The organism is Pseudomonas sp. B424 (assembly GCF_055408345.1).
On record NZ_JBUZTL010000024.1, the window covers coordinates 24,078 to 48,263 of the forward strand.

General features: G+C 57.0%; 20 protein-coding genes and 1 tRNA gene. 6 read left to right on the forward strand and 15 right to left on the reverse strand.

The window, feature by feature from the left end:
• Positions 1–18: 18 nt before the first annotated feature.
• Positions 19–537: a sigma-70 family RNA polymerase sigma factor gene (locus ACZRMS_RS21605; RefSeq protein ID WP_463997009.1), complete on the reverse strand. Its 519-nt coding sequence runs from the start codon at positions 535–537 to the stop codon at positions 19–21.
• A 229-nt stretch (positions 538–766) separates the two neighbouring features.
• Here ACZRMS_RS21605 and ACZRMS_RS21610 point away from each other — a divergent pair, with 229 nt between their 5' ends.
• Positions 767–2,932 carry a condensation domain-containing protein gene (locus ACZRMS_RS21610; RefSeq protein ID WP_463997010.1) on the forward strand — a complete coding sequence of 722 codons (2,166 nt, stop codon included), beginning with the start codon at positions 767–769 and terminating at the stop codon, positions 2,930–2,932.
• Between the two features lie 49 nt (positions 2,933–2,981).
• On the opposite strand, the gene basC is transcribed toward ACZRMS_RS21610, so the two are convergent.
• A complete protein-coding gene (gene basC / locus ACZRMS_RS21615; RefSeq protein WP_463997011.1) occupies positions 2,982–4,298 on the reverse strand; it encodes a putative histamine N-monooxygenase in 1,317 nt (438 codons plus the stop codon).
• A gap of 93 nt (positions 4,299–4,391) precedes the next feature.
• On the reverse strand, positions 4,392–8,735 hold the full coding sequence (locus ACZRMS_RS21620; RefSeq protein WP_463997012.1) for an amino acid adenylation domain-containing protein: 4,344 nt from the start codon (positions 8,733–8,735) through the stop codon (positions 4,392–4,394).
• 135 nt (positions 8,736–8,870) lie between these two features.
• Here ACZRMS_RS21620 and ACZRMS_RS21625 point away from each other — a divergent pair, with 135 nt between their 5' ends.
• The 5 genes from ACZRMS_RS21625 (at position 8,871) to ACZRMS_RS21645 (ending at position 14,526) form a co-directional block, all read left to right on the forward strand.
• Positions 8,871–10,046 (forward strand): isochorismate synthase, encoded by a 1,176-nt coding sequence (locus ACZRMS_RS21625; protein ID WP_463997013.1) that lies wholly within the window; start codon positions 8,871–8,873, stop codon positions 10,044–10,046.
• A gap of 26 nt (positions 10,047–10,072) precedes the next feature.
• On the forward strand, positions 10,073–11,908 hold the full coding sequence (locus tag ACZRMS_RS21630) for a (2,3-dihydroxybenzoyl)adenylate synthase (protein ID WP_463997014.1): 1,836 nt from the start codon (positions 10,073–10,075) through the stop codon (positions 11,906–11,908).
• Between the two features lie 39 nt (positions 11,909–11,947).
• The gene (locus ACZRMS_RS21635; protein ID WP_463997015.1) at positions 11,948–13,138 is read left to right on the forward strand and encodes a histidine decarboxylase; all 1,191 of its coding nucleotides are present in this window, start codon (positions 11,948–11,950) and stop codon (positions 13,136–13,138) included.
• Positions 13,139–13,175: 37 nt separating this feature from the next.
• Positions 13,176–13,499: an isochorismate lyase gene (locus ACZRMS_RS21640; RefSeq protein ID WP_463997016.1), complete on the forward strand. Its 324-nt coding sequence runs from the start codon at positions 13,176–13,178 to the stop codon at positions 13,497–13,499.
• 589 nt (positions 13,500–14,088) lie between these two features.
• Entirely contained in the window at positions 14,089–14,526 is a 438-nt protein-coding gene (locus ACZRMS_RS21645) for an N-acetyltransferase family protein (RefSeq protein WP_463997017.1), read from the forward strand.
• A gap of 712 nt (positions 14,527–15,238) precedes the next feature.
• On the opposite strand, the gene ACZRMS_RS21650 is transcribed toward ACZRMS_RS21645, so the two are convergent.
• From ACZRMS_RS21650 to ruvA, 12 genes are all read right to left on the reverse strand, one after another.
• Positions 15,239–15,314: transfer RNA gene (locus ACZRMS_RS21650), tRNA-Lys, on the reverse strand.
• Between the two features lie 74 nt (positions 15,315–15,388).
• Complete coding sequence (gene queC / locus ACZRMS_RS21655; protein WP_463997018.1) at positions 15,389–16,081, reverse strand: 7-cyano-7-deazaguanine synthase QueC; 693 nt, start codon at positions 16,079–16,081, stop codon at positions 15,389–15,391.
• A 1-nt stretch (position 16,082) separates the two neighbouring features.
• On the reverse strand, positions 16,083–16,730 hold the full coding sequence (queE, locus tag ACZRMS_RS21660) for a 7-carboxy-7-deazaguanine synthase QueE (protein ID WP_048359682.1): 648 nt from the start codon (positions 16,728–16,730) through the stop codon (positions 16,083–16,085).
• Positions 16,731–16,893: 163 nt separating this feature from the next.
• A complete protein-coding gene (gene ybgF / locus ACZRMS_RS21665; RefSeq protein WP_463997019.1) occupies positions 16,894–17,712 on the reverse strand; it encodes a tol-pal system protein YbgF in 819 nt (272 codons plus the stop codon).
• Positions 17,713–17,718: 6 nt separating this feature from the next.
• Positions 17,719–18,219, reverse strand: coding sequence for a peptidoglycan-associated lipoprotein Pal (pal, locus tag ACZRMS_RS21670; protein ID WP_003441254.1), 501 nt, complete (start codon positions 18,217–18,219; stop codon positions 17,719–17,721).
• 55 nt (positions 18,220–18,274) lie between these two features.
• A complete protein-coding gene (gene tolB, locus ACZRMS_RS21675) occupies positions 18,275–19,525 on the reverse strand; it encodes a Tol-Pal system beta propeller repeat protein TolB (protein ID WP_261742473.1) in 1,251 nt (416 codons plus the stop codon).
• Between the two features lie 47 nt (positions 19,526–19,572).
• Positions 19,573–20,667: a cell envelope integrity protein TolA gene (tolA, locus tag ACZRMS_RS21680; RefSeq protein WP_463997020.1), complete on the reverse strand. Its 1,095-nt coding sequence runs from the start codon at positions 20,665–20,667 to the stop codon at positions 19,573–19,575.
• Positions 20,667–21,119 (reverse strand): protein TolR, encoded by a 453-nt coding sequence (tolR, locus tag ACZRMS_RS21685; protein ID WP_162200692.1) that lies wholly within the window; start codon positions 21,117–21,119, stop codon positions 20,667–20,669. Before tolR ends, tolA begins: the two co-directional genes overlap by 1 nt.
• Positions 21,120–21,142: 23 nt before the next feature.
• A complete protein-coding gene (gene tolQ, locus ACZRMS_RS21690; RefSeq protein WP_016782231.1) occupies positions 21,143–21,838 on the reverse strand; it encodes a protein TolQ in 696 nt (231 codons plus the stop codon).
• Positions 21,828–22,295 carry a tol-pal system-associated acyl-CoA thioesterase gene (gene ybgC / locus ACZRMS_RS21695; protein WP_048359686.1) on the reverse strand — a complete coding sequence of 156 codons (468 nt, stop codon included), beginning with the start codon at positions 22,293–22,295 and terminating at the stop codon, positions 21,828–21,830. The genes tolQ and ybgC overlap by 11 nt, the downstream gene beginning before the upstream one ends.
• Positions 22,296–22,432: 137 nt before the next feature.
• Entirely contained in the window at positions 22,433–23,494 is a 1,062-nt protein-coding gene (gene ruvB / locus ACZRMS_RS21700) for a Holliday junction branch migration DNA helicase RuvB (protein ID WP_048359687.1), read from the reverse strand.
• Positions 23,495–24,103: a Holliday junction branch migration protein RuvA gene (ruvA, locus tag ACZRMS_RS21705; RefSeq protein ID WP_060694300.1), complete on the reverse strand. Its 609-nt coding sequence runs from the start codon at positions 24,101–24,103 to the stop codon at positions 23,495–23,497.
• Between the last annotated feature and the right edge of the window lie 83 nt (positions 24,104–24,186).

The window sequence follows — 24,186 nt, forward strand, 5'->3', positions numbered from 1 at the left end:
ATTAATTTGCGAGGCGGCTCAAGGCCCGAGCCCGGGCACGAACGGGTAGCAGGCTCGCAGGCCTGAAGCGATGTACTTCTCGACGGAAGACACCGACACCTTCAACTCGGTGGCAATGTCGCGGTAGCCCATGCCATGCAACTTGCACAACAGCAGCGCCTGGCGGGTGTTGGCCGGCTTGGCGTGCAATGCGTCATCGATCTGCGTCAGCATTTCCGCCACCAGAGCGCGTCGCTCCTCTGAAGGCGCCAGAGGTTCGGCCTGCAGCTTGAGCGCCTCCAGATAGGAGGCTTCAAGGCGACGGCGGCGATACAGGTCGATCACCATGCCTTTGGCGATTTGGGTCAGGTGGCAGCGGGAATCCTCGGTGGAGGGCAGCCGGCCCTTCTTGATGAGATTGAGATAGACATCGTGGGCCAGATCGGCGGCATCGACCGAGTTGCCCAACTTGCGGCGCAACAGGCTGCACAGCCAACTGTGGTGGTCGACATACAGCTGTTCAAATTGCTGCCTGGACGCGAACGCTCCGTTGTCCACAACACCTCTCCTGAGACGATGCCATCCGCGATCAGTTTTTGACTAATGCGAATAGGTATGATTATTATTCAGCATCATACGGCGTTCATAGAGCCCCCGCAATGCGACCTGCTTGCACCCTCTCTGACGCCCGGATTCCTGGGCGTTACAGCAGACCGAGGATCGGTCTGTGGGCACTTGGTGCCATCTCTACTTCTGACTGTTCAGTTTGATAAGGCGGGAAATTTCCATGATGGAACTCAATCCAGATTCGTTACCGAAACTATCTGTCACCGGTGACGAAGAACATTTCTGGCTCTTGCAGCAGCAATACCCCGAACGTACGCTCAAACACTTCAGCGCCTGGCGATTCGACGCCGACATCGACCTTTCAAGGCTCGAGCGGGCGATCAAGGCCGTCATCGAAATACTGCCCGATCTGAATGCACGCTATCAGTTCAACGACGAGGGCGAAGTGCACAAAGTGCACGCCAATGACTGGCAGTCTTGCGTTGAAATCATGCGTTCACACTCCGACGCTGAAGCCACCGAGCAGTTGCTCTCGCAGCAAACGGCACCGTGGGATCCGCTAAGCCAGCCGCCGTTCAAGGCACTGATTATTCAAACCGGGCACGACGTCATCCTCGGCTTCGTACTCCATCAGATCCTCGACCAGACCTGCCAGGAAGACAACTTGTATTGCCGGGTCTTGAGCGCCTATATAGGCCACTCGGCCGGCGATACACCCTGGTTGCGTCGCCCGGCAGATGGCGAAGCTCTATCACCATCGGCCAGTGCGCCCAACCCCCAGCCTGCGGCCAACAACAGTGAAGTCGCGGCGATTATTCTTGGCGAGTTCCGAGGAGCCCTGGCAGAGCCCGATATGCAACTTACCGATGACTTCTTTGATTTTGGCGGTCATTCGCTGCTGGCCACCCGCATCATTGGCAAGCTGTTGAGCAGCCATGGCATCGAAGTCCAGTTCAATGACTTCTTCAGTGCTCCGTCGGCAGCCGAACTGGCATCGCACGCCCATATCATTGTTCAAGACAAGGCAGCTTATGCTGCGGGCCTGCCGCAAAACGTGCAAAAAGCACCTTTCGCCCTGGCCCAGGCCTCTCTCGGGCGGGCTTATGTGGCCTTTGAGTTCGGCACGATTTTCAACCTGCCCTTTGCCCTGGATTTCCTCGACAAGGTGGACGAAGCGCTGTTCGAGCACGCCTTCTACGACCTGCTAAAGCGCCACGCCAGCCTGCGCTCAACCTTCCACTTCGAGAATAATGAGGCGTACCAGCAGATCGTGCCGGTCACGCAACTGGCCGACTACAAGTGGTTCTGGCCAAGCCATGAAAGCCAGGGTGCAACGCTGAAAAGCGAAGCCACTTATCGGTTCGACCTGACCCGCGAGCTGCCCCTCAGGGTGCGCTTTATTTACGACGCGCAACGCCAGCGCCAAACCCTGTCATTGCTGGTCCATCACATGGCCATTGATGAATGGTCGCTTAACGTCATGATGGAAGAACTGGCTCAAGCTTACCTCGCCCGTGTCGCCGACAAAGTACCCACCTGGCAATCGCCTGCACCTTCATTTCATGAGTTCGCCTTGCGAGAACAGGCCACTGGCATCAATCAGCAACATCTCGACTACTGGACGAGCATGCTGCGCGATGCAACCCGTGGCCTGACACTGCCCTCCCCTGACCATCAGGCCAGCGTGCCGGCCAACGAGGTGTCGACGAAGGCTCAGTGGTTCGAAATCAAACCTGACCAGGACCTCACCGATAGCCTGTATGCCTTCGCCAGACGGAATAACTCGTCGCTGTTCGGCGTGGTCTATACGGCCATTGCGTTGTCCCTGCATAAGCTCGGTAACTTGAAGGACCTGGTGATCGGCACGTCCGCCTCCGGCCGAACCGACCCCGGGTTTTACCAGACGGTTGGTTACTTCACCACGATGGTGGCGCACCGGGTGCAGTTCGATCCTCAGCAGGCCGTTGGCGCACTGATTGAAAACGTCACCCGCTTGATCAATGACTCCATGGCTTATGCCGATGTACCGATGGAGCAGATCCAACAAGCCCTGGGGATGACGGCGGCAGACGGCCTGCTGTTCGACGTGTACATCCAGATTCACGCCAACAACGCCTTGAATGGTGCCTTGAGCACGCCCGATGCCGGGACGATCCGCTATCGGCAGATTGACCCGGACAAGAACCAGTCGATGTTCGGCATTCAGTTCGAGATCATGGAGAACATGATCGACGGCAAGCGCTCACTGCGCCTGGTCATCACTTACCGTTCGGACCGCTACAGCGCAGAACAGATGGCGCGCCTCAGTGCGACGATTGATCAGGTGTTCGCGTTGTTCACGACGTCCGATGCAGCCAGCATCGCCCTGGACCATATCCGCACATAACCCTCCGATCAGGGTCTTGGTAACGATACCAAGACCCTGCACATTGACTCTACGCCTCATGCATCCCGTAGCGCTGGAACGATGAGCGCTTGGGCAAGCGGTAGTGCGGTCGGCCGAGTAACTGGTTGGCAATCGTCGCATTGCGAATGGCCGCAATCCCCAAGTCCGGCGAACCAACGCCATGCTGGAAGATCTCCGCGTTCTGCACAAAGATACGGCCCGTGCCGGCATCACAGCGGCGCGCCGTGAAATCCTCCTGGACGATAGAGTCACCGTATTCATCGGTTTCGAGTACGACGCCCTTGAACCGTTCAAACCACTGCGGCCAGGCATGCCCATAACCGGTGGCTGCGACAATGGCATCGGCTTCAAGGGTGCTGGTCTGGTCCAGTTCACGGTGCCGGTAGGCGATTCGCAGCGTGCCGTTGATATCCTCCACGGTCTCGACCTCGCAGTTGGAAAGCAACGTCAGGCCAGGATCAGCACCGCCAATCGAGCGTTCGTAGATCAGGTCGTAGATGTCAGCGATGGTCGAAAAACTGATGCCCTTGTACAACAACCCCTGCCCCGCAACGATGTCGCGGCGGCGCTCCCTCGGAATGCTGTGGAAGTACTCCATGTAGGACGGCGTGAAACATTCCTGCCCCAGTTTCGAATACTCCATGGGATGGAAACCCGGTGAGCGTGTGATCCAGCGAATCGAAGCTCCCGCGGCGATCCGCTCGGGTGTCAGCTCGTTGAACAATGCCAACACGCATTCCGCCGCACTTTGGCCGGAACCAATAACCGTGACCCGCTGGCATATCGACAACTGTTCCTGGCGCTTGCCAAACTCCGCCGAATGCATGACCGGCGCGGTGCTCTTGACCTGCGCCCACTGAGGCAGTAGCGGCACAGTGCCGACGCCAATCGCCAGGTCTCGACTGTAATAATGTCGTTTGAAGCCTGACACTGACTGGCTTTCAATCAGGAATCGGTCCGCACTGGCGTCATACGTCACATCACAGATGTCCTCGCCGAAATGGCAGGCTGGCAGCTGCTGCGACGCCCAGCGACAGTAATGGTCGTACTCACGGCGAGGCACCTGAAAGCTCTCGTAGTAATAGAACTGGTACAGGCGATCGTGCTGATACAGGTAGTTCAGATAACTCAGTTGATGCGTGGGGTCCGCCATCGTCACCAGGTCCGCCAGAAACGGAACCTGGAGTGTGGTGCCGGGCAACAGAAGCCCTTCGTGCCAGCGAAACTCCGCCTTGCGGTCCAGGAAAATACCGGTCACCCCAGGATGCTTGGACAGTAACGCGGCCAATCCCAGATTAAAGGGGCCTATGCCAACGCCGGCAATATCAACATTGGGTATATCCATCATCCGATCCATCTCCCTAAGCACTGTTGTTTGGTTAGCAGCCAGCACGCCCTCAGGCGCGCCACTGCGCTCATATCAAAATCCATGACAGGCTCATGAACCCTCGGCCATGAGCAGGCGCTCAACGTCTTGTGCATTGCGGCAGCGCAGGAGTTGCCCCGGTGAAAGAAGCACCGAAAAATCCTCCTGGACCCGTGCCGAGATCGCCTTCAAATGCTGGGGACGTAACCCCAGGCTGATGAAGTCCACCGCGTCATTCGCGCCGTCCGCCAGCGGGCGACCCAGTACGCTCAAGTAGATATCCAGCACCTTGTTGCGCGGGGCTGACTGGATCATCGCGACAGGTTCGGCTGCGTCATTTGCCGGAGCCGTAAGCAGGCTGCGGGCCCGCTGGCGATCAGGCTTGCCGTTTTGCGACAGCGGTAATTCGTCCACCTCCAGGAACCGCGCGGGCACATGGGAGTGCGGCAGGTGCTGGCGGGCGTAGTTGCGTAGCTCGGACGCGGTCAACTCTGCGCCGCCCTGCTGACTGACATACAGCACACCGATGCAGACTTCGCCCTGGCGCTGCTCGCCATAATCCACGACCAATATGTGCCTGACCGACGGATGACTGATCAGTTCTATCTCGATGTCCGGGAGCGATACCCGCACACCACGCACTTTCACGTAGCCGTTGACCCGGCTGTCGAAAATCAAGGTGCCGTCGCGGCGGTAACGCCCGCAGTCGCCGGTGCGAAAGGCCCGAACGGCTTGGCCTTGTTCATCACGGACGGTCACGAATTCGCTTTGTGTCAGCTCGCCGTTTTCGAGGTATCCCAGCGCGAGATTGACGCCCACCGTGTGAATTCGACCAACAACACCCACCGGGCAATGCGCGCCTTGTGGGCCAAGGACGAAATAGCTGTTACCGGGCAACGGCCGTCCATAGGGGATCAGCGCACGGTCATCCGCCACGATGTCGTGCCAGATGCTCCAGATGGTGGTCTCCGTCGGCCCGCCCAGGGAAATCAACCGAGCTGACGGCAGCAGTTCACGCAACTCGGCAATCACGGCGGGCTTGATGTAATCACCGCCCTGGGCAATCAGACGCAGGCTCTTCAGGTCATGGCTGGAGCGGCAAGAAAGGAGCATCTCCAGAATGGCGGGCACCGAACACCACAACGTCACCTGATGCCGGGCAATCAACTGGTTCCAGCGCACAGCATCCTTTTCCTCACCCACACCGGGAAGCACCAGGGTCGCCCCTGCCGTCAGGCATCCCAAGACGTCGAACACCGACATGTCATGGTGAAGCGGGGTTACCGACATGAACACATCACGCTCGGTCACGGCCCAGTGCTCAAGGGTGCTGCCGATGACATTGGCAGTGGCCCGGTTGCTCAGAACCACGCATTTGGGCTTGCCGGTGGTGCCCGAGGTATAGAGGTAATAGGCCGGGGCGTCGTTTAACGACAGGTCACCCAGCAAGGGCGGAACCTGGGCTTGCACCGCCAATAGTTCATCCGGGGTTGCCGATGGATGTTCGAGAGACTCACTGTGGGCAGTCACCACCAGATCGGGCCGACAGTTTTCCAGCAGGTAATTTAACCGGTCGGCCGGCGCTGACGCGTCGATGGGGACCCAGATCACGCCTGTCAGCGCACAGGCCAATGTCACCATCGTGTGCTCCGGGCTGCGAGGCAGGCAGATGGCGACGACTTGTCCACGAGACAGCCCGCGCGTTTTCAATGCAGCGATGATGCGGCACACACTGTCGCCAAGTTCGGCATAGCTGATTTGCCGATCACCGCTGATAAGGGCGACTCTGGTGTGGGTGCGATCAAAGATGTGGGTCGCGATCCGGCCGAGAAAGCCTTCGCGGCACGCATCAGCGACCTGGCCATTCAGTCGGTAGTGACTTCTGTCGATGATCGCCGGGGCATCAATGGCAAAAACACTGCTTGCCGTAACCTGGTTGATCGCCTTTTCGATTGCGCTCAAGACGTCGCTGACCACCGCCGGATCCAGCACCGCGCGCGCATAGTCGATATCGAACACCAACGCGCCGTCGGCGTTGGCCGAGAAGCGAATATCCATCGCCACCTGTGGTGTCTGGGTCAGCCCATCACACAGGCTCATCGGGCTGTCCACCGCCGAGACCGGCCAGGAAAAACCGTTGGTGATCACCACGGGAAGCACCGGGCCCGGGCCGTGGGACTCGAACAGCAAACGAGCAAGGTCCACCCCTGAAAAGGTCAGATGCTGCAGCCCTTCCAGTACATCCACTTGCAGCTTGGCGGCCCGCTCGGCAAAGCCATCCGGTTCAGCGCACCAATTAACCGCAATGAAGCTTGATCGATTGGCAAAGGCACCGCTCGTTTGCGGGGCAACCGGCACCGCAACACACACCCCCCCCTCATCGAGCCAGTGCGACAGCACTTCCAACACCAGCGCCATCAACGTGGTGTTCTTGAACAGCCGCTGTCGTGCACCCAGCTTGCAGAACGCACCGAACGCCGCTTTGGGCACCAACAGGCTCTGTCGCTCATAGCGGGACGCACCCACCTGATCCAGTGGAGTGATCCATGGCAGACGTGGCGCACCGCTGACCGCAGCGAGCTTGGCCTTCCAATAGGTGGAATCGGTCTTGCGTTGACTGACAAAATCTTCTGGCTCGGATGCAGCCTGCGAGAACGGTTCCTCGCCCGTTGTACCGTCGAACAGCTCGACCATGAGGGTAGCAATAGATCGTCCATCGAGGATCAATGCATCAAGGCGTACAAAGACGCTCAATTGACCTTCCGCAAGCCGGAAGACCGTGACATTCCAGGGCGAACGATCCAGCTCGAACAACGCGTGCGCATAGGCCTCGCGGCGCTCTTCAACATAGCTGAGCGCCGCTTCTGGCGACAGGGCCGCAAGGTCGACTTCCTCCAGGTTTATCTGTACCTCATCGCTGACAAACTGCACGAGTTTCTGCGCATCGATCCGTGTTCTCAGGCTTTCGTGGCGCTGGACCATCTCGGCCAAACGGCTTCGCAGCAGAGCCGGATCCATAGCTCCGCGGTACTCGCGAAACTCCTGCATGGCCACGCCACCCAGCGGCATCTGCGCGCTGCGTCCAAGCAAATAGGCCTGCTGGAGGGCGGTCAGTGGCTTTTCGACAACCGCTGATTGAGAAAGCGGCTGGTCCAGAACAGCGGAGCAGACAGCCACCTCACGCACCAGCGCCACGAAACGGTCGAAAAAGTCCGATACCCAGGCTCGCGGCAGCGCATCCAGACGGACATCCCAATTGATCAAGATGCCGCCGTCGGCGCAGGCAATCTGCGCGTCGAGCGCAACCTGAGGTCCTTGGGAAATCACCCAGTTCATTGGACCCAATACGCGCCGCACGCGCTCAGAAAGAAGGTCTGCGCCCGGCATATCCAACGCGGCGGTAAAGACCACGGGCGCCAGCTGTGGCGACCCATGATGGCGGGATAGATCGCGCATCAGGTTCACCCCCGGATAGGCGCAATGTTCGAGCAATTCGATCATCTTGCCTGCCAGCTGCGTGCACAGCCTGGCCGGGCTCTGGACCGCCTCGACATCGACATCGAGAATCAGTACGTTGGCAAAATCGCCGACGATTCGCTCAACCTCACCCACGAGCGGCGGGCGCCAAAAGGTCGGGACATTGAGACGAAATCTCCTGTCTCCCGTTTGCGCGCCGAGGACTGCTGCAAACAACCCCATCATCAAGGTGGACAGGGTCATTCTGCGTTCACGGGCGAGGCGCTGTAACGCCTGACGCTCCTGCGGGCCAAGCCATGTGCTTAATCGGTCGCTATGCGCCTGGTCCGGCTGGGTCTCGAGAAAAGGCAAGGTCGGCGCCGGCGCGATGTCAGCCAGACGCTCACGCCACCAGAGACGGTCCCGGTCGCGGGCCGTTTTGAGCGCGGTATCGCTGCGCGCTTTGTCATACCAGTCGAAGAAAGACGGTGTGTGTGGCAGCGGCGCATCGGGGTACTCATAGAAGCGTGCGAGGTCTTCCATCAACGTGCGGAAACTCGAAGGGTCGATGGCGATCATGTCCGTATCGACATGCAAGCGGAAGTCATCACCCGCCAGCAGACTCACGCACAACCGTGCCCCCGGCCCCCGGCACAGATCAAGCTGCTGATGAGTCCACTCCTCACGTTTGCAGTGCAGGCGCTGTGTCACTTCCTGCTCGCTCATCAAACGTAAATCTTCGACCTCTAATGGCGGTGACTGGTCCATCGCAGCAATGGATTGCAGCCCTTCTGCATTCAGCCTGACCCGCAGCATTGGATGCAGCAGGCATACCCGTTCAAGTGCCTTGCGAAGCCGCTCGAGATCAATGGCATGACCATCGAACTCGGCATACAGATGAGCCGAAACTCTCCCTAAAGACGCATGAGCAGTGCGCCCGATCCAACAGGCGGCTTGCATTGAAGTTAACTCTCTCATGGCTCACTCATGTGATTGACAAATCTAAATGATTAGCGTTCTCTATTAGAAACGATAATGATTATATTTCAAGTATTAATTTTTCTTGTTCCTTAGGCCACGGAGGCTTTCCCCAAAATGAGAACGGGCACCCTGAGAACGAACGAGATAGACGAGTTTCAAGTCGTTGGTGAAAAACAGAGTTTTTCATTCACATCCGGCGACCGTGAGTTAGCCGTCACCGGGATGCTGCAGAGAGTCGAAACACCTGCCATTGGCGGCGATGACGCCAATAGCCTGTTCCAGAAAACAGTTGCGCAAGCCCTTGATAGAGCGCGCCAAGCCGGTCAGAGCAACCCGATCATCGTCGGCGCTATCCCTTTCGATCCTGCTGAGGCCTCGTGCCTCTACGTCCCTGAACACGCGCAGTGGCGAACACGAAGCACCCTCGCACGAGCCGGCACAGCAACACTGCCTGTGCTGGTCGAACAGAAGAACATCCCGGACGAGCAAGCCTTCAAGCGAGCGGTGGAACACGCCATCGTCAACTTCCGCCACAGCGACGTGCGCAAGGCCGTGCTCTCTGTGCAGCGAAAATTGATATTTGCCCAGGACGTGGATGTGAACGCCATGCAGCACAATTTGCGGGCGCAGAACCCGAGCGGCTATCACTTCCGTGTGCCAATGCCTGATGGCGCCACGCTGATCGGCGTCAGTCCCGAACTACTGGTTCGCAAAGAAGGCCTGAGCTTTCTGTCTAACCCTTTGGCAGGCTCGGCCAAGCGCATGGCCGACCCAGAGGCCGACCGGCGCAATGCAGACTGGCTGTCAGCGTCGGAAAAAGATCACTACGAGCACGGTTTCGTGACGCAGGACATCGTCAGTCAACTCGGCGAACTGTGCACGCAGCTGAATTTGCCGCAACGCCCTTCCCTCATCAGCACGCCCGCACTCTGGCACCTCTCCACCCGCATCGAAGGCACGCTGGCAGATCCGACCGTCTCGGCCTTGCAGCTTGCCTGCCGCCTGCACCCCACGCCGGCCGTCTGCGGCTTCCCCACCGAGCGCGCCCGGCGCCTGATCCGCTTCGTCGAACCCTTCGAACGCGGCCTGTTCACCGGCATGGTGGGTTGGTGCGATGCCCAGGGTAATGGCGAATGGGTCGTGACGATTCGCTGCGGTACCGTCAAGCGCAACAGTGTTCGTCTGTTCGCCGGCGCAGGCATCGTTGAAGCCTCAAGCCCCGACTCCGAATGGACAGAAGTCCAGACCAAACTCGGCACCATGCTGCGCGCATGCGGCTTGGCCCACTAACTCGAACTTTCTCACGCGTGAACACTATGACTATAGAATTTAACCACTGGCCCCTGGACAGAGCACAACGCTATCGGGACAAAGGCTACTGGATCGACAAACCGCTCACACAGATTCTTCAGGTACGCAGCCAATCACAACCCCACGCACCAGCGATTATTTGCGGTGATCGCTGTTTCAGCTATGCAGAGCTGGATCAGCTGTCCACCAACCTGGCCTCGCGGCTGGCGGCCAGCGGGCTTGGCAAGGGCGATACCGCCTTGGTGCAGTTGCCCAACATCGCGGAGTTTTACATTGTTCTCTTCGCCCTGCTCAAAGCTGGGATTGCGCCCCTCAACGCGCTCTACAGCCATCGAAAGCTCGAGCTCAAAAGTTACGCCAAGCAAATCGAACCAAAGCTGCTGATTGCCTCCCGCGAGCATGAAGTCTTTCGTGGCGACAGCTATATCACCGACTTCAAGGAAGTCGGTTCAATCCCTGAAATCACCTTGCTGCTGGGCGAGCAACGTCACGAAAACAACCTCGCTGACTGGATCAAAACTCCGAGCGAGAGCCGCGCGGACTTCTCCCCAACCGAAGCAGGCGAAGTGGCGTTATTCCAACTGTCGGGCGGCAGCACGGGCACCCCCAAACTCATCCCGCGCACTCATAACGACTATCACTATAACGCGCGGGCAAGCGCCGAAATATGTGAGCTCACATCACGGACGCGCTTCCTGTGTGCCCTGCCTGCCGCTCATAATTTCTTGCTCAGCTCCCCTGGCGCCCTTGGCGTCCTGTATGCGGGCGGCTGCATCGTCATGGCCCCCAGCCCGGAGCCCTTGACCTGTTTCTCGATCATCCAGCGCCAAGAGATCAATACCGTAGCCCTGGTGCCAAGCGCCGTCGCCTTGTGGTTGCAGGCAGCGCCGGAGCATAAAGAACAACTGCAATCGCTGGAATTCCTCCAGGTCGGTGGCGCTTGTTTTGCCGACTCGCTGGCGCGTCAGGTTCCCGGTGTGCTCGGCTGCAAGCTGCAGCAGGTATTCGGCATGGCCGAAGGCCTGATCAACTACACCCGGGTGAACGACTCCGACGAACAGATTTTTACCACCCAGGGCCGCCCGATCAGCCCCGACGACGAAATCAAAATCGTCGACGAACAAGGCATTCCCGTCCCGGACGGTGAGCCGGGCATGCTCGCAACGCGCGGCCCTTACACCTTTTGCGGGTACTACCGAAGCCCCGAACAGAATGCTCAGGCGTTCGATGATGAGGGTTACTACTATTCCGGCGACCTCGTCCAACGCATGCCAACCGGCGATTTGCGTGTGGTCGGCAGGGTCAAGGACCAGATCAACCGTGGCGGTGAAAAAGTCGCCTCGGAGGAAATCGAAAACCTCATCGTCCTCCACCCGGACGTGACCCACGCCGGCCTGGTGGCCATGCCCGACGACAGGCTGGGAGAAAAGAGCTGCGCCTTCGTTGTCTCGCGCACCCCCAACCTGAAACCGCCGGCGCTGAGACGCCATTTGATGGAACTCGGCATCGCCGAATACAAACTGCCCGATCGCATCCGGCTCATCGAGACCATGCCGCTGACGGCCGTGGGCAAGATCGACAAGAAACATCTGCGTCAGCTCCTGGCGGCGGAAACCACCCGCGCCTGGTTGCAAACCCGGGTACTGCAACTCGTCGAGGACTGCGAAGACCTGGACCCGGAGGAAAACCTGATTTTCTACGGTCTCGACTCCTTGCAAGTGATGAGGCTCGCCGCCGAACTCAAGGAGCGCGGCATCGCCGTCAGCTTCGAAGAACTGGCGGATTCGCCCACGCTCGCCAGTTGGTGGTCGCTGGTAGACACGAGGCAGAAAGTCGCCTGACCGGGCGGCTCCGCCAAGTCGATTTAAAAGGAGTTAGAAATGACTTTATCCACTGCCGACCAAAGCAAGCTTGAGCGCTTCTGGCAGCACTGTGTGACGAATCAGTACTTCAACATTGGATACCCCGAGTCAGCAGATTTTGATTATTCCCAGCTGCATCGCTTCTTGCAGTTTTCGATCAACAATTGCGGGGACTGGAACGAGTACAGCAACTACCTGCTGAACTCGTTCGACTTTGAAAAAGACGTCATGACGTACTTCGCCGAGCTGTTCAGCATTGCGCTCGAAGACAGCTGGGGCTACGTCACCAACGGGGGCACGGAAGGCAACATGTTTGGTTGCTACCTGGGGCGTGAACTGTTCCCGGACGGTACCCTGTATTACTCGAAAGACACCCATTATTCCGTGGCAAAGATCGTCAAATTGCTGCGAATTAAATGCCGTGCGATCGAGTCATTGCCTAATGGTGAAATCGACTACGATGACCTGATGGCGAAAATAACCGCCGACCAGGAACGTCACCCCATCATCTTCGCCAACATCGGCACCACGATGTGTGGGGCCGTTGATAACATCGCGACCATCCAACAGCGCCTGCATCAGGCCGGCATTGCCCGCGAGGACTATTACCTGCACGCCGACGCGGCGCTGAGCGGGATGATCCTGCCCTTCGTCGATCACCCACAGCCCTTCTCGTTTGCCGACGGCATCGACTCGATCTGTGTCTCCGGCCACAAGATGATCGGCTCGCCTATTCCTTGCGGAATCGTCGTGGCCAAACGCAAGAACGTCGCGCGCATCTCGGTGGAAGTGGACTATATCCGGGCCCATGACAAGACCATCAGCGGCTCCCGCAACGGTCACACCCCACTGATGATGTGGGCAGCCCTGCGCAGCCACTCGTTGGCTGATTGGCGCCATCGGATCAAGCACAGCCTGGACACGGCGCAGTACGCCGTCGACCGATTCCAGTCCTCGGGCATTGATGCCTGGCGCAACGAAAACTCCATCACTGTGGTGTTCCCGTGCCCGTCAGAGCGGGTCGCGACGAAATACTGCCTGGCGACCTCAGGCCATACCGCACACCTGATCACCACGCCTCATCATCACGACAACAGCATGATCGACGCCTTGATCGACGAAGTGGCTGCCGAAGCTCAGCTAGAGGCCTGGCGCTCCAAGCGAGCACCCGCCAGACAAGCGGCCGGCGAGCGACTGCCGACGGCGTAATTCAACTTGCGTACTCGCTCTTGACAGAGACACACCTATGCCACCACTGAAAGCGCCAGAAGCCTGCGAAAACCTCAACGACATTCGGGTGGGCATCGACTTTTTCGATCGTCAGATCCTCGAATCACTGCAAAAACGCCTGCGTTACGTGAAGGCTGCGGCGCAGTTCAAAGCCAACGAACAAGAGATTCCGGCGCCAGAACGGGTCGCAGCCATGCTTAAGGAGCGGCGTGAATGGGCGGTAGAGGACGGGTTTGACGTCGCCTTCGTCGAGAAGCTCTACGAGCAGATCATTCACTGGAATATTCAGCAGCAGATTCTGCATTGGCGGGCCACCCATTCGGAGCAGCCCCAGACGTAAATTCTTATCTCGACTGACCCGATTAGGGATCGAGTAGGGTGCCATCGGAGAAAGTTGGCTCGAAGATCGGTTGTAGTACTTGGTGGAGCGCCTGCTGGATAAGTCGATCCACCACCGTAGGAACGCCGATTGTTCTAACCCCGCCATTAGACTTGGGGATATCCACTCGACGTACCGCCCGTGGCATCTACCGATCCTCCAGCAGTGCTGCCTTCACACTTGACCAGTGCATCAACAGCCAGTCTTTCAGCTCCTCAACCGTCAAACGATCAACGCCTGGCGCGCCTCGGTTCTCCGATGCCGGCCACAGAAGAATGTGCGCTCACGCGGCTTGTGTCTTCAGCGGTTACCATAGAATTACGACTGTGCGGGATGGGCGCTACTCAATCGCTCCGTGCATAAAAAATATGAAAAAAGTTAGATTAGTTAACCAATTGATTTATGGACGATAAAACACATATAACAGTTAATGAGACTCCGGAACTGATGAGATTACCGAGTTACTGCCTTACAGATGGGGCCACCGTTGATTGCGTCAGATATGTAAGGATACTCTCCATCATATGGATGGAATATAAAGGAGTACGTCATGGAAAAAACAATCAGGCTCGCCAACCTAGCGGATATCGATGCCATTTTTGATATTCGAACCAGCGTCCACGAAAATCACTTATCCCTTGATCAGCTAGCGGCAATGGGGATTACTCCCATAACTATACGACAGGCAATTCTAGAGGCCCCATGCGCTTGGGTTGCCGAGGTCAATGGTGCCCCTGTGGGGTTTTCTATGGCCAATGCCGAGGACGGATGTGTGTTTGCCGCTTTCGTTCTACCCGCGTTTGAGGGGAACGGACTGGGGCGCAGACTGATGGATGAAGCAGAGACTTTCCTATTTCAACACCACCAGACGATCTGGTTAGAAACAGCTGAGGCTAGCCGTGCGAGTGGCTTCTATCGAAGCCTCGGCTGGCAGCCCGTGGAGAATTTACCAGAAGGTGATATTCGCTTTGAAAAGTGCCTGAAATAATAATCAAAAACGTACTGATTAGATGCTCACGCTTAGGTGGGTAGCGCCGGTTGAGTCCATCAGCATGGAAACTCCACCGCCACCGCCACCGCCACCGCCACCGCCACCGCCAAAAACTGCGTCATCGCCGCACTCAAAACTTCTTACGCAGGTAGCGAGTCTGCCGTCCGAACGCTACTCGCTGGATCAGGGCATTCTGCCGGTGGGCACGGGGCTTATTCACGAACTGGCTTGGGATGGACCCGGAACCTGGTGGAAGGACTTGAGCTTGCCACCACCGCCATCGATAGATGAAAGATCAGACGCTTCGACGCTGTTCGCATTGATGAGCAGTCGAGGGAGGATGAAATGCCACGATTGGGGCTGATATTTGCAAGCTTGGCTGGCTTACACCCGCTCACCGAATGCCAATGGTACGAGGCGGCTTAGGTAACGTATTGAACAAGAAAAGCCCACCTACGCTCACATCAACTTTCCTGCAGCGCACGGAATAGCTTCTGACAGACATTTCGTATTTTGATAAAAGTCACCTGAAAAACAGCTACACCACATTGACATCAAAAAAAGCCAACACTAATGCTTCGCAGGAGACGGCTGCGTCTGCGAAGGTTTTATGTGATTAACGACTGTCAGCCCTCACGCCTCGCCAAATCCCGGGCACAAAAAAGCCGGTTAATCCTGAGGATTAGACCGGCTGTTTTGGTGTTGCATATGGTGGGTCGTGTGGGATTCGAACCTACGACCAATTGGTTAAAAGCCAACTGCTCTACCAACTGAGCTAACGACCCGCTTCGTTGTGGGACGTATAATACTGATTTCTAACGAGAATTCAACACCTTGTTCGAATTAAATTCGAAATAATTCAAAAATAACGGGTTGGGTCAGTAATTCCGGCGGCTGCGAAGCCTTCTGCACGCAGGCGGCAGCTGTCGCACTTGCCACACGCACGGCCCTGACTGTCAGCCTGGTAGCAAGAAACTGTCAGCGAGTAGTCCACGCCAAGCTTTACACCCGCTTGTACAATTTGCGCCTTGCTCATGTTTTGCAGAGGCGCCTGGATCCGGAACCCCTTCCCCTCTACCCCGGCTTTGGTCGCCAGATTTGCCATCACTTCAAAGGCTTCAACAAACTCCGGACGGCAATCGGGATAGCCCGAGTAATCCACCGCATTGACGCCGATGAAGATATCCCGCGCTTGCAGCACTTCAGCCCAGCCCAATGCCAGGGACAGGAACACTGTGTTACGTGCTGGTACGTAGGTGACCGGGATGCCTTCACTCGGCGCTTGCGGCACGTCAATCGAACTGTCGGTCAGGGCCGAACCGCCAATCCCGTCCAGGTTCAGGCCAATGACCTTATGCTCAACGGCTCCCAGATCCCGCGCAACACGCGCTGCTGCGTCAAGCTCCGCACGGTGGCGCTGGCCGTAATCAAAGCTCATGGTGTAGCAGCTATAGCCGTCAGCGCGGGCCATGGCCACAACAGTGGCCGAGTCGAGGCCGCCAGACAGCAGGATTACGGCTCTTTTTTCGGTGACAACAGTTTGTTCAGTCATTTCAGCGCCCCGGCTCGTCGTTCCACAGGTATTTATGCAGTTGCATTTGCAAGCGTACTGGCAGGTTGTCCGCCACGATCCAGTCCGCGAGATCACGAGCCGGCAAGTCATGGTGGCTCGGCGAAAACAGTACTTCGCCTGCCCGCCGCTCCAAACCATACTCAATCAACTTGGACACCGCCCAGTCGTAATCTTCCCGCGAACAGATCACAAACTTGACTTGATCATTGGGCGTCAACAAGGCAATGTTTTCGTAAAGGTTGCGGTGAGACTCTTTGGAGCCCGGGGTTTTCAAGTCGAGAACGCGACTGACGCGCGGGTCGACTGCCGAGATATCCAGTGCACCACTGGTCTCAATCGAGACTTCATAGCCCGCATCACAGAGTTGCTTGAGCAGGGGAATTGCATTGGGCTGGGCCAGTGGCTCACCCCCCGTCACACACACGTAACGCGGGCGGAAGCTGGCAACTTGCTCAAGAATGTCGTCGAGGGGGCGCACGGTCCCGCCGCTGAAGGCGTAAGCGCTGTCACAGTACCCACAGCGCAAAGGGCAGCCGGTCAAGCGTACAAAAACGGTGGGCAGGCCAGCCGTTCGCGTTTCACCCTGTAACGAGTAAAAAACTTCGGTAATTCTCAATGTGTCTTGCATATCCGCCACGGGCGTAACAGCTAAACAGGCTGTCCGCCTCCGTCAGGCACTCCAAGGAATCTGCTTGCACAGGACTCAGAAGAGCGTATTTCATAAAAGGGCGTGAATTCTAACGAAAAAACCCGCGACAGGCGCGGGTTTCTCGATGAAAGCATCGTATGTGCTACATGCGCTGCAGATCGCGTTGCGCCAACTGCGCAGCCGACGTACCCGGGTACTGAGCGACCACTTGCTGCAAAATGCCTTTTACCTTGTCGGTATGACCCAGGCGGCGCTCTACATCAGCAAGCTTATAGAGTGAATCCGGAACCTTTGCATGCTTCGGATACAACTGGCTTACCTTGGCGAAGGCCTGGCCGGCGGCTTGCAGATCACCTTTGGCCAGATTCACTTCACCCAACCAGTATTGAGCATTGCCCGCGTACTGACTGTTTGGGTATTTGCGCAGAAAGGCTGTAAACGCCTGACTGGCCTTGTCGAAATCCTTGGCTTTGATCAAGTCGAAAGCAGCATCGTAATAGAGTTTTTCTTTCGCCGGATCACCAGGCTCGGAACTCGCAGCAACCTGAGGTGCAGGCGCCGCTGTGTTACCGGCGGCATTAGCACCACCAGCAGAAGAATTATCAGGTGCGGCGGCCGGAGCAACGCCAGAACCAATACGCCGATCAAGTTCCTGGTATCGCTCCAGGCTTTCTTGTTTCATGCGCGAAATATCATTTTGCAGAACTTCGATCACACCCTGTTGGCGCGCAATCTGCTCCTGCATTTGCTGCAGCTGGTTGAACAGCTCGCCCTGTGCCGAGACAGGGGCCGAAACCCCTCCCCCGGCATAGGCGCCGCTCGCACCATAACCCGGTGATGGATAACTCCCCCCGCTATTGTTATAGCCAGAGTTGTCATCGACCACAGGAACCGCAGCCCATGCCGCTAGCGGCATGAGGCTGAGAGTCAGAATAGTTACAGCACGGCGGCACGTTCGCATGACGAATTACTTACGCAGTTCGACGCGACGGTTTTGAGCCCACGACTGTTCGTCGTTGCCAGTAGCGATTGGACGCTCTTTACCGTAGGACACCAGCTCCAGCTGTGCTGGGGAAACACCTTGCAGTACCAGGTAGCGTTGAACGGCTTTCGCACGACGCTCGCCCAGTGCCATGTTGTACTCACGAGTACCACGGGCGTCAGTGTTACCTTCCAGAACAACGCGAGCGCCGTTAGCTTTCAGGTCTTTAGCGTGAACGTCCAGAGCGCGCATTGCTTCTGGTTTCAGGTCCGAAGAATCGTATTCGAAGTAGAAAACAGTGATAGCGCGCAGAGCAGCTTCTTCGCTCAGGGAGCCATCAACAGCGCCAGTGTTTGCGCCGTAACCAGCGTTTGGATCAACAGCAGCGCCTTCACCGGCATTGTCGCCGCCTTTGGACGAGCAACCTACAGCTACAGCCATGGCCAGTGCCAGCGCAGCAAATTTACCAAACTTCAGCATTTCCATCGTAAAACTCCTAATGAACCCCAAGTGTTATATGCAACGTAAAGCTATCACCACGTCAGTTCAGGTAAGGGGACCAGGAAGGTTCTCTGACTTCGCCTTGAGCGGTAGGAAGAGGGAGCCTTACGCGTCCATTAATAGACACGAGCATCAAGACTCCCCGGCCCTGCTGGCGGGTGGCGTAGATTACCATGGTGCCGTTAGGTGCGACAGTAGCAGACTCATCAAGGTTGGTATCTGTGAGGATTTTCACGGTTCCGCGCTGTATATCTTGCGCCGCAACACGGAAATTGGTGAAACCGTCCTGACGATGGATCATTACCAGGGTCTTTTCGTCAGCCGAAAGCTTCGGACTGGCGTTGTAGTTCCCGATAAATGTCACGCGCTCTGCGTTACCGCTGCCAACTGCAGTTTTGTAAATCTGCGGTTTGCCGCCACGGTCAGAGGTGAAATAGATGGTTGAGCCATCTTTGCCCCAGAACGGTTCGGTATCAATTGCCGGGTTATTGGTTACGCGAGTCAGCCCACGGGAAGCCAGATCCATCACGTAGATCTCGGCATTGCCGTCTTTGGACAATACGAACGCCAGCTTGGAGCCATCCGGCGACCAGGCTGGCGCACCGTTCAGACCTTCAAAGTTGGTAATCTGCTCACGACGACCGGTATCAATGTTCTGCATGAAGATGCGCGGACGCTTCTGCTCGAACGATACATAAGCGATGCGCTTGCCATCGGGTGCAAAGCGCGGCGACAGGATCGGCTCACGGGATTGCAGCAGGGTAACGGCGCGAGCACCGTCGTAATCCGAGCGCTGCAGGGTGTAACGGGTGTTGGTCGCACTGGCGCGCTCGGCCGTCACATAAAGCAGACGGGTAGAGAATGCACCTTTAATACCGGTCAGTTTTTCAAACGACTGATCGGAGATGTAATGCGCCATGTCCCGCAACTGCTCAGCCGTGCCCGACACGCTGCCGGTCAGGACCGGCTGCTCGGTTGCAACGTTGAACAAGGCATATTGCACCTGCAGGCGACCGCCTGCAGGCACGATGTTACCGACCATTACGTATTGAGCACCCAGGGCTTTCCAGTCGCGAAAAATGACTTCGCTGGCCTGAGTCGGCAAGCCAATCATGTTCTGCTTTGGAATCGGCGCGTAGTAACCCGAATTGCGCAGGTCATTACCGATGATTTCAGCCATGTCGTCCGGCAACACGGTGCCGCCCTGCCAACCAAAAGGTACTACGGCAATGGGCGTCGCCCGGTCGCTACCACTGGTGACAAGGATGTTCTTTTCATCTGCTACAGCCATCCCTGCCAAGCAGCAGACGACGACCAGCAGTCCTCGAAAAAGTTTAATCACAAGGCTAGATCCTCAGGTGTGAATGTCATCTTGAATGATCGATAAGGATTAAAATCGCTGGGTTTCATACCCTGCATTTCCGTTAAACGGCCAATATTCTTGACCGCCGCCACAGCCGAGCTATCGAACGGCCCGTCACCACTGGACTTGGCAACCGTCACAGACGTCACCGTGCCATCTGGCAACATGCCAATTTGCAGCACCACTGTCATGTTCTTGCGCGCGGACGGAGGACGAGCCCACCCTTCTGCGGCGCGAGCACGAATCAGGTCATCGAAACTGCCGGCGACCTCATCACCCTGCTCATCTGCCAAGGCTTGCTGACGTTGCGGCGTATCGGAAAGCAAATCGGCCAGGGCTTGCGCCTTTTTCTCTTCGGTCGACTTACGCGCTGCTTCCACGGCCTTTTTCTTGGCTGCATCGGCAGCCGCCTTTTTCTTCGCATCTTCGGCGGTTTTCTTCTTCGCCTCGTCAGCTACAGCCTTTTTCTTGGCGTCTTCGGCAGCTTTCTTCTTCGCATCTTCAGCAGCTTTTTTCTTGGCGTCTTCAGCGGCCTTTTTCTTGGCCTCTTCTTCCGCGGCCTTCTTGGCCTCTTCCTCAGATTTCTTCTTGGCTATGTCAGCCAGTTTTTTCTCTTCGGCTTTTTTGGCGTCGGTGGCCTTTTTGGCATCGTCGGCTTTCTTGGCTTCATCAGCCTTCTTCACCTCGTCCGCTTTCTTGGCCTCGCTCGCTTTGGCTTCGTCAGCCTTCTTGGCGTCTGCAGCCTTTTCGGCAGCCTCTTCCTTCTTTTGTTCCGCGGCCTTTACAGCTTCCTGCTCAACCTTCTTCTGCTCCATCTGCTCGACTTCGGTCTGGCGCGCGGCGGATTTTTTCGCCTCACCCGCAATCTTTTGATTGGTCTGGGTGGTCGCCTGACTTTTTGACTTCAGCTGATACAAGGTTGCCTGAACAATCGGCTTGGAAGGCGGCAGCTCCGGAGTCATGGCAAAACTGGCGAACAGCATGCCAAAAATCAGAACGTGCAGCCCTACCGCCCAGACTGTAGGCCAAAAAAAGTTTTCAGAGGCGGACGGCTCCCGCTGTTCGCGCATCAGGGAGCCTCGGTTATCAAGCCAACGTTACCGACTCCGGCCTTCTGCAGGCCACCCATGGCACCCATTACCGCGCCGTAATCCACGGTTTTGTCACCGCGAATAAAGACCTGGGTGTGCTTGCCGCCTTCATTGCCTGCGCGAATGATCTTGGTCACCGCATCAGTCATCTGGGGCAAGGTCATTGCCTTGTCCATCTGCTTGTCGGTATCGACTTCACTGCCAAGGTTCCAGAAATAGGTCTTGTCAGCCTTGATCGAAATGGTCAGAACCTGGGTGTTGTTGTCTTGCGGCAAAGCCTCGCTGGAGACCTTGGGCAAATCAACCTTTACACCCTGATTGAGCATCGGAGCGGTCACCATGAAGATGACCAGCAGCACCAGCATCACGTCGATGTAAGGCACTACGTTCATCTCGGCGACCGGCTTGCGCTTTTTGCGAGCTCGAGCGATTAAAGCCATTGGAAATTACCTGCTTATTCTTCGCTGGTGTGCACTTTGCGGTGCAGGATCGCCTGGAATTCGTCGGCGAAGGTGTAGTAGCGGCTGATCAGCGTTTCGCTACGCGCAGCAAAACGGTTGTAAGCAATAACCGCCGGGATGGCAGCGAAAAGACCGATGGCCGTTGCGATCAGTGCTTCGGCAATACCCGGTGCTACGGTTGCAAGCGTTGCTTGCTGGGCAGTTGCCAGGCCACGGAAGGAGTTCATGATGCCCCACACCGTACCAAACAGACCGATATACGGGCTGACGGAACCCACGGTGGCCAGGAACGGCAAGCTTTGCTCAAGCTTTTCTTCTTCGCGGGAAATCGCTACACGCATGGCACGTGCCACGCCTTCCATCACGGCTTCAGGATCGACACCAGGCTGCTGACGCAGACGGGAAAACTCTTTGAAACCAGCACGGAAGATTTGTTCAACGCCAGAGTCCGGATCCGGGTTGCTACCTGCCTGACGATACAGCTTCGACAAGTCGATACCCGACCAGAAACGCTCTTCAAAGCTTTCCAGGGCACGTCGACCGGCGCGCAGCATGGTGCTGCGCTGAAAAATCATGACCCACGAGGTAACCGATGCGGCCAGCAGGGTCAACATTACCAACTGCACAACAATGCTGGCATTGCTGACCAAGCTCCACATGGAGGAATGGTCGACGACGTTAGCTTCCACGCTTTATCTCCTGCTCTAAATGTTTACCCGCGCCGCTCACGTCGGCAAAGGCCGTACGTAAAGCTTCGGGAATGGCCCGGGGTTTGAAACTATCGGCGCGCACACAGGCCACCAAAAACTGCCCTTCACAGAGCAGCGTTGCATCTGCAGCCCGCCAGACCTGCTGTTTGAAACGCAGGCTGGCACGGTTGAGTTCTGTTACTTGCGCACTTACCAACAGTTCGTCGTCCAGTCGCGCCGGTGCGTGGTAGCGCGCCTCGCTGGAATGCACGACAAATAACAGGTTCTCGCCTGCCAGCTCGGATTGGGCAAAGCCCAGCTCCCGCAGCCTTTCGGTTCGAGCCCGCTCCATAAACTTTAGATAATTTACGTAATACACGACGCCACCCGCATCGGTGTCCTCGTAATAAACGCGACAGCGATGTGCGAACGGCTCAAGCCTGTTTTGCGCGCGCATACTCTAGTGCTTACTCCTCAGGTTGCCAATCCGCCAAACCACTGTTTTTCACGCTTCTTGAGCTTTATAAGCCAAGATTTTCAGCGCCAGCCCTTGAGACAGCAAAAACCTTGAAAAAATCGGTCATGGACCGCTTATTAATCGTCCAAAGCATTCAGAAATTCGTCTACCACAGGCATATCACCCAAGCGTGAAGGAATATTCAAGCCAAAGTGCAAATACGCATGCCGGGTCACCACACGCCCTCGTGGGGTCCGCATGATGTAGCCCTGCTGAATCAGATACGGTTCCAGCACATCCTCAATCGTATGCCGCTCTTCACTGATCGCGGCGGCCAGACTGTCAATGCCCACCGGCCCGCCATCGAACTTCTCGATCATGGTCAACAGCAAACGCCGGTCTTGATGATCAAAACCATGTTCATCAACATCCAGCAGGTTCAACGCCAGGTCAGCCACCGGCTTGGTGATATGCCCCTTGGCCCGCACTTCGGCAAAATCGCGCACCCGACGCAACAGACGGTTGGCGATCCGAGGCGTACCGCGAGCCCGGCGGGCAATTTCGTAAGCCCCTTCCGGGTCGAGCGGTAGCCCGAAGATATCGGCCGAACGACTGACAATCGTTGCCAGGTCGTCAGTACTGTAGAACTCCAGTCTCTGAACAATCCCGAAACGATCGCGCAACGGGTTCGTCAGCATCCCGGCCCGCGTCGTCGCCCCCACCAGGGTGAAAGGCGGCAAGTCGAGTTTGATCGAGCGTGCAGCTGGCCCCTCACCAATCATGATGTCGAGCTGAAAGTCTTCCATTGCCGGGTACAACACTTCTTCGACAATGGGTGACAGGCGATGGATTTCATCAATAAACAACACATCATGGGGTTCAAGGTTGGTCAGCAAGGCCGCCAGATCACCCGGGCGCTCCAATACGGGGCCTGAGGTGCTTTTGATCGACACCCCCATTTCCTGGGCGATGATGTTGGCCAGCGTGGTCTTGCCCAGCCCCGGCGGACCGAAAATCAGCGTGTGGTCCAGGGATTCCGAACGCCCGCGCGCGGCCTGAATAAACAGCTCCATCTGCTCACGCACGGTTGGCTGACCAATATAGTCGGCCAGGCTCAAAGGGCGAATCGCCCGATCCTGAACTTCTTCCCGGTCCCGCCCGCTTGGGGCAGCGGTTATCAAACGATCAGCATCAATCACTTAAATCATCCCCTTAAGGGCACGGCGGATCATGTCTTCACTGCTCAACGTTTTATCCTTGATCGCGGAAACCGCCTTGCTGGCTTCCTGAGGTTTATAGCCCAAAGAAATCAAGGCGCTGACCGCATCACTCTCGGCACTGGCCACTTGCAGCGGAGCATCCGGCTGATTGGGAACCAGAGCAAACATGCTCGGCACCTGCTCCCACGCCTTGAAACGATCTTTCAACTCAACCAGCAGCCGTTCGGCAGTCTTTTTGCCGACACCCGGAACCTTGGTCAAGGCCGACGTATCCTGGGCCTGTACGCAACGCACAAGCTCATCAACCTCCAGGCTGGACATCAACGCCAACGCCAGCTTTGGACCGACGCCGTTCAGCCGGATCAGCTCACGGAAGAAGTCGCGCTCTCGCTTGCCAATGAAACCATAGAGCAACTGGGCGTCTTCGCGAACAACCAGGTGGGTATGCAGGGTCAGAGGCTCACCGATGGACGGCAACCGATAGAGCGTAGTCATCGGCACTTCCAGTTCGTAGCCGAGGCCATTTACATCCAGAATCAGGTGCGGCGGCTGTTTTTCAGCCAGAGTGCCGCGCAAGCGTCCAATCACGTTTCAGATCCTTTTCTCTGGCCAGATCAATGGCTGACAAGTAGAACGACAGAGCCGCATCATTACAGATGGCGCCCTGCCAG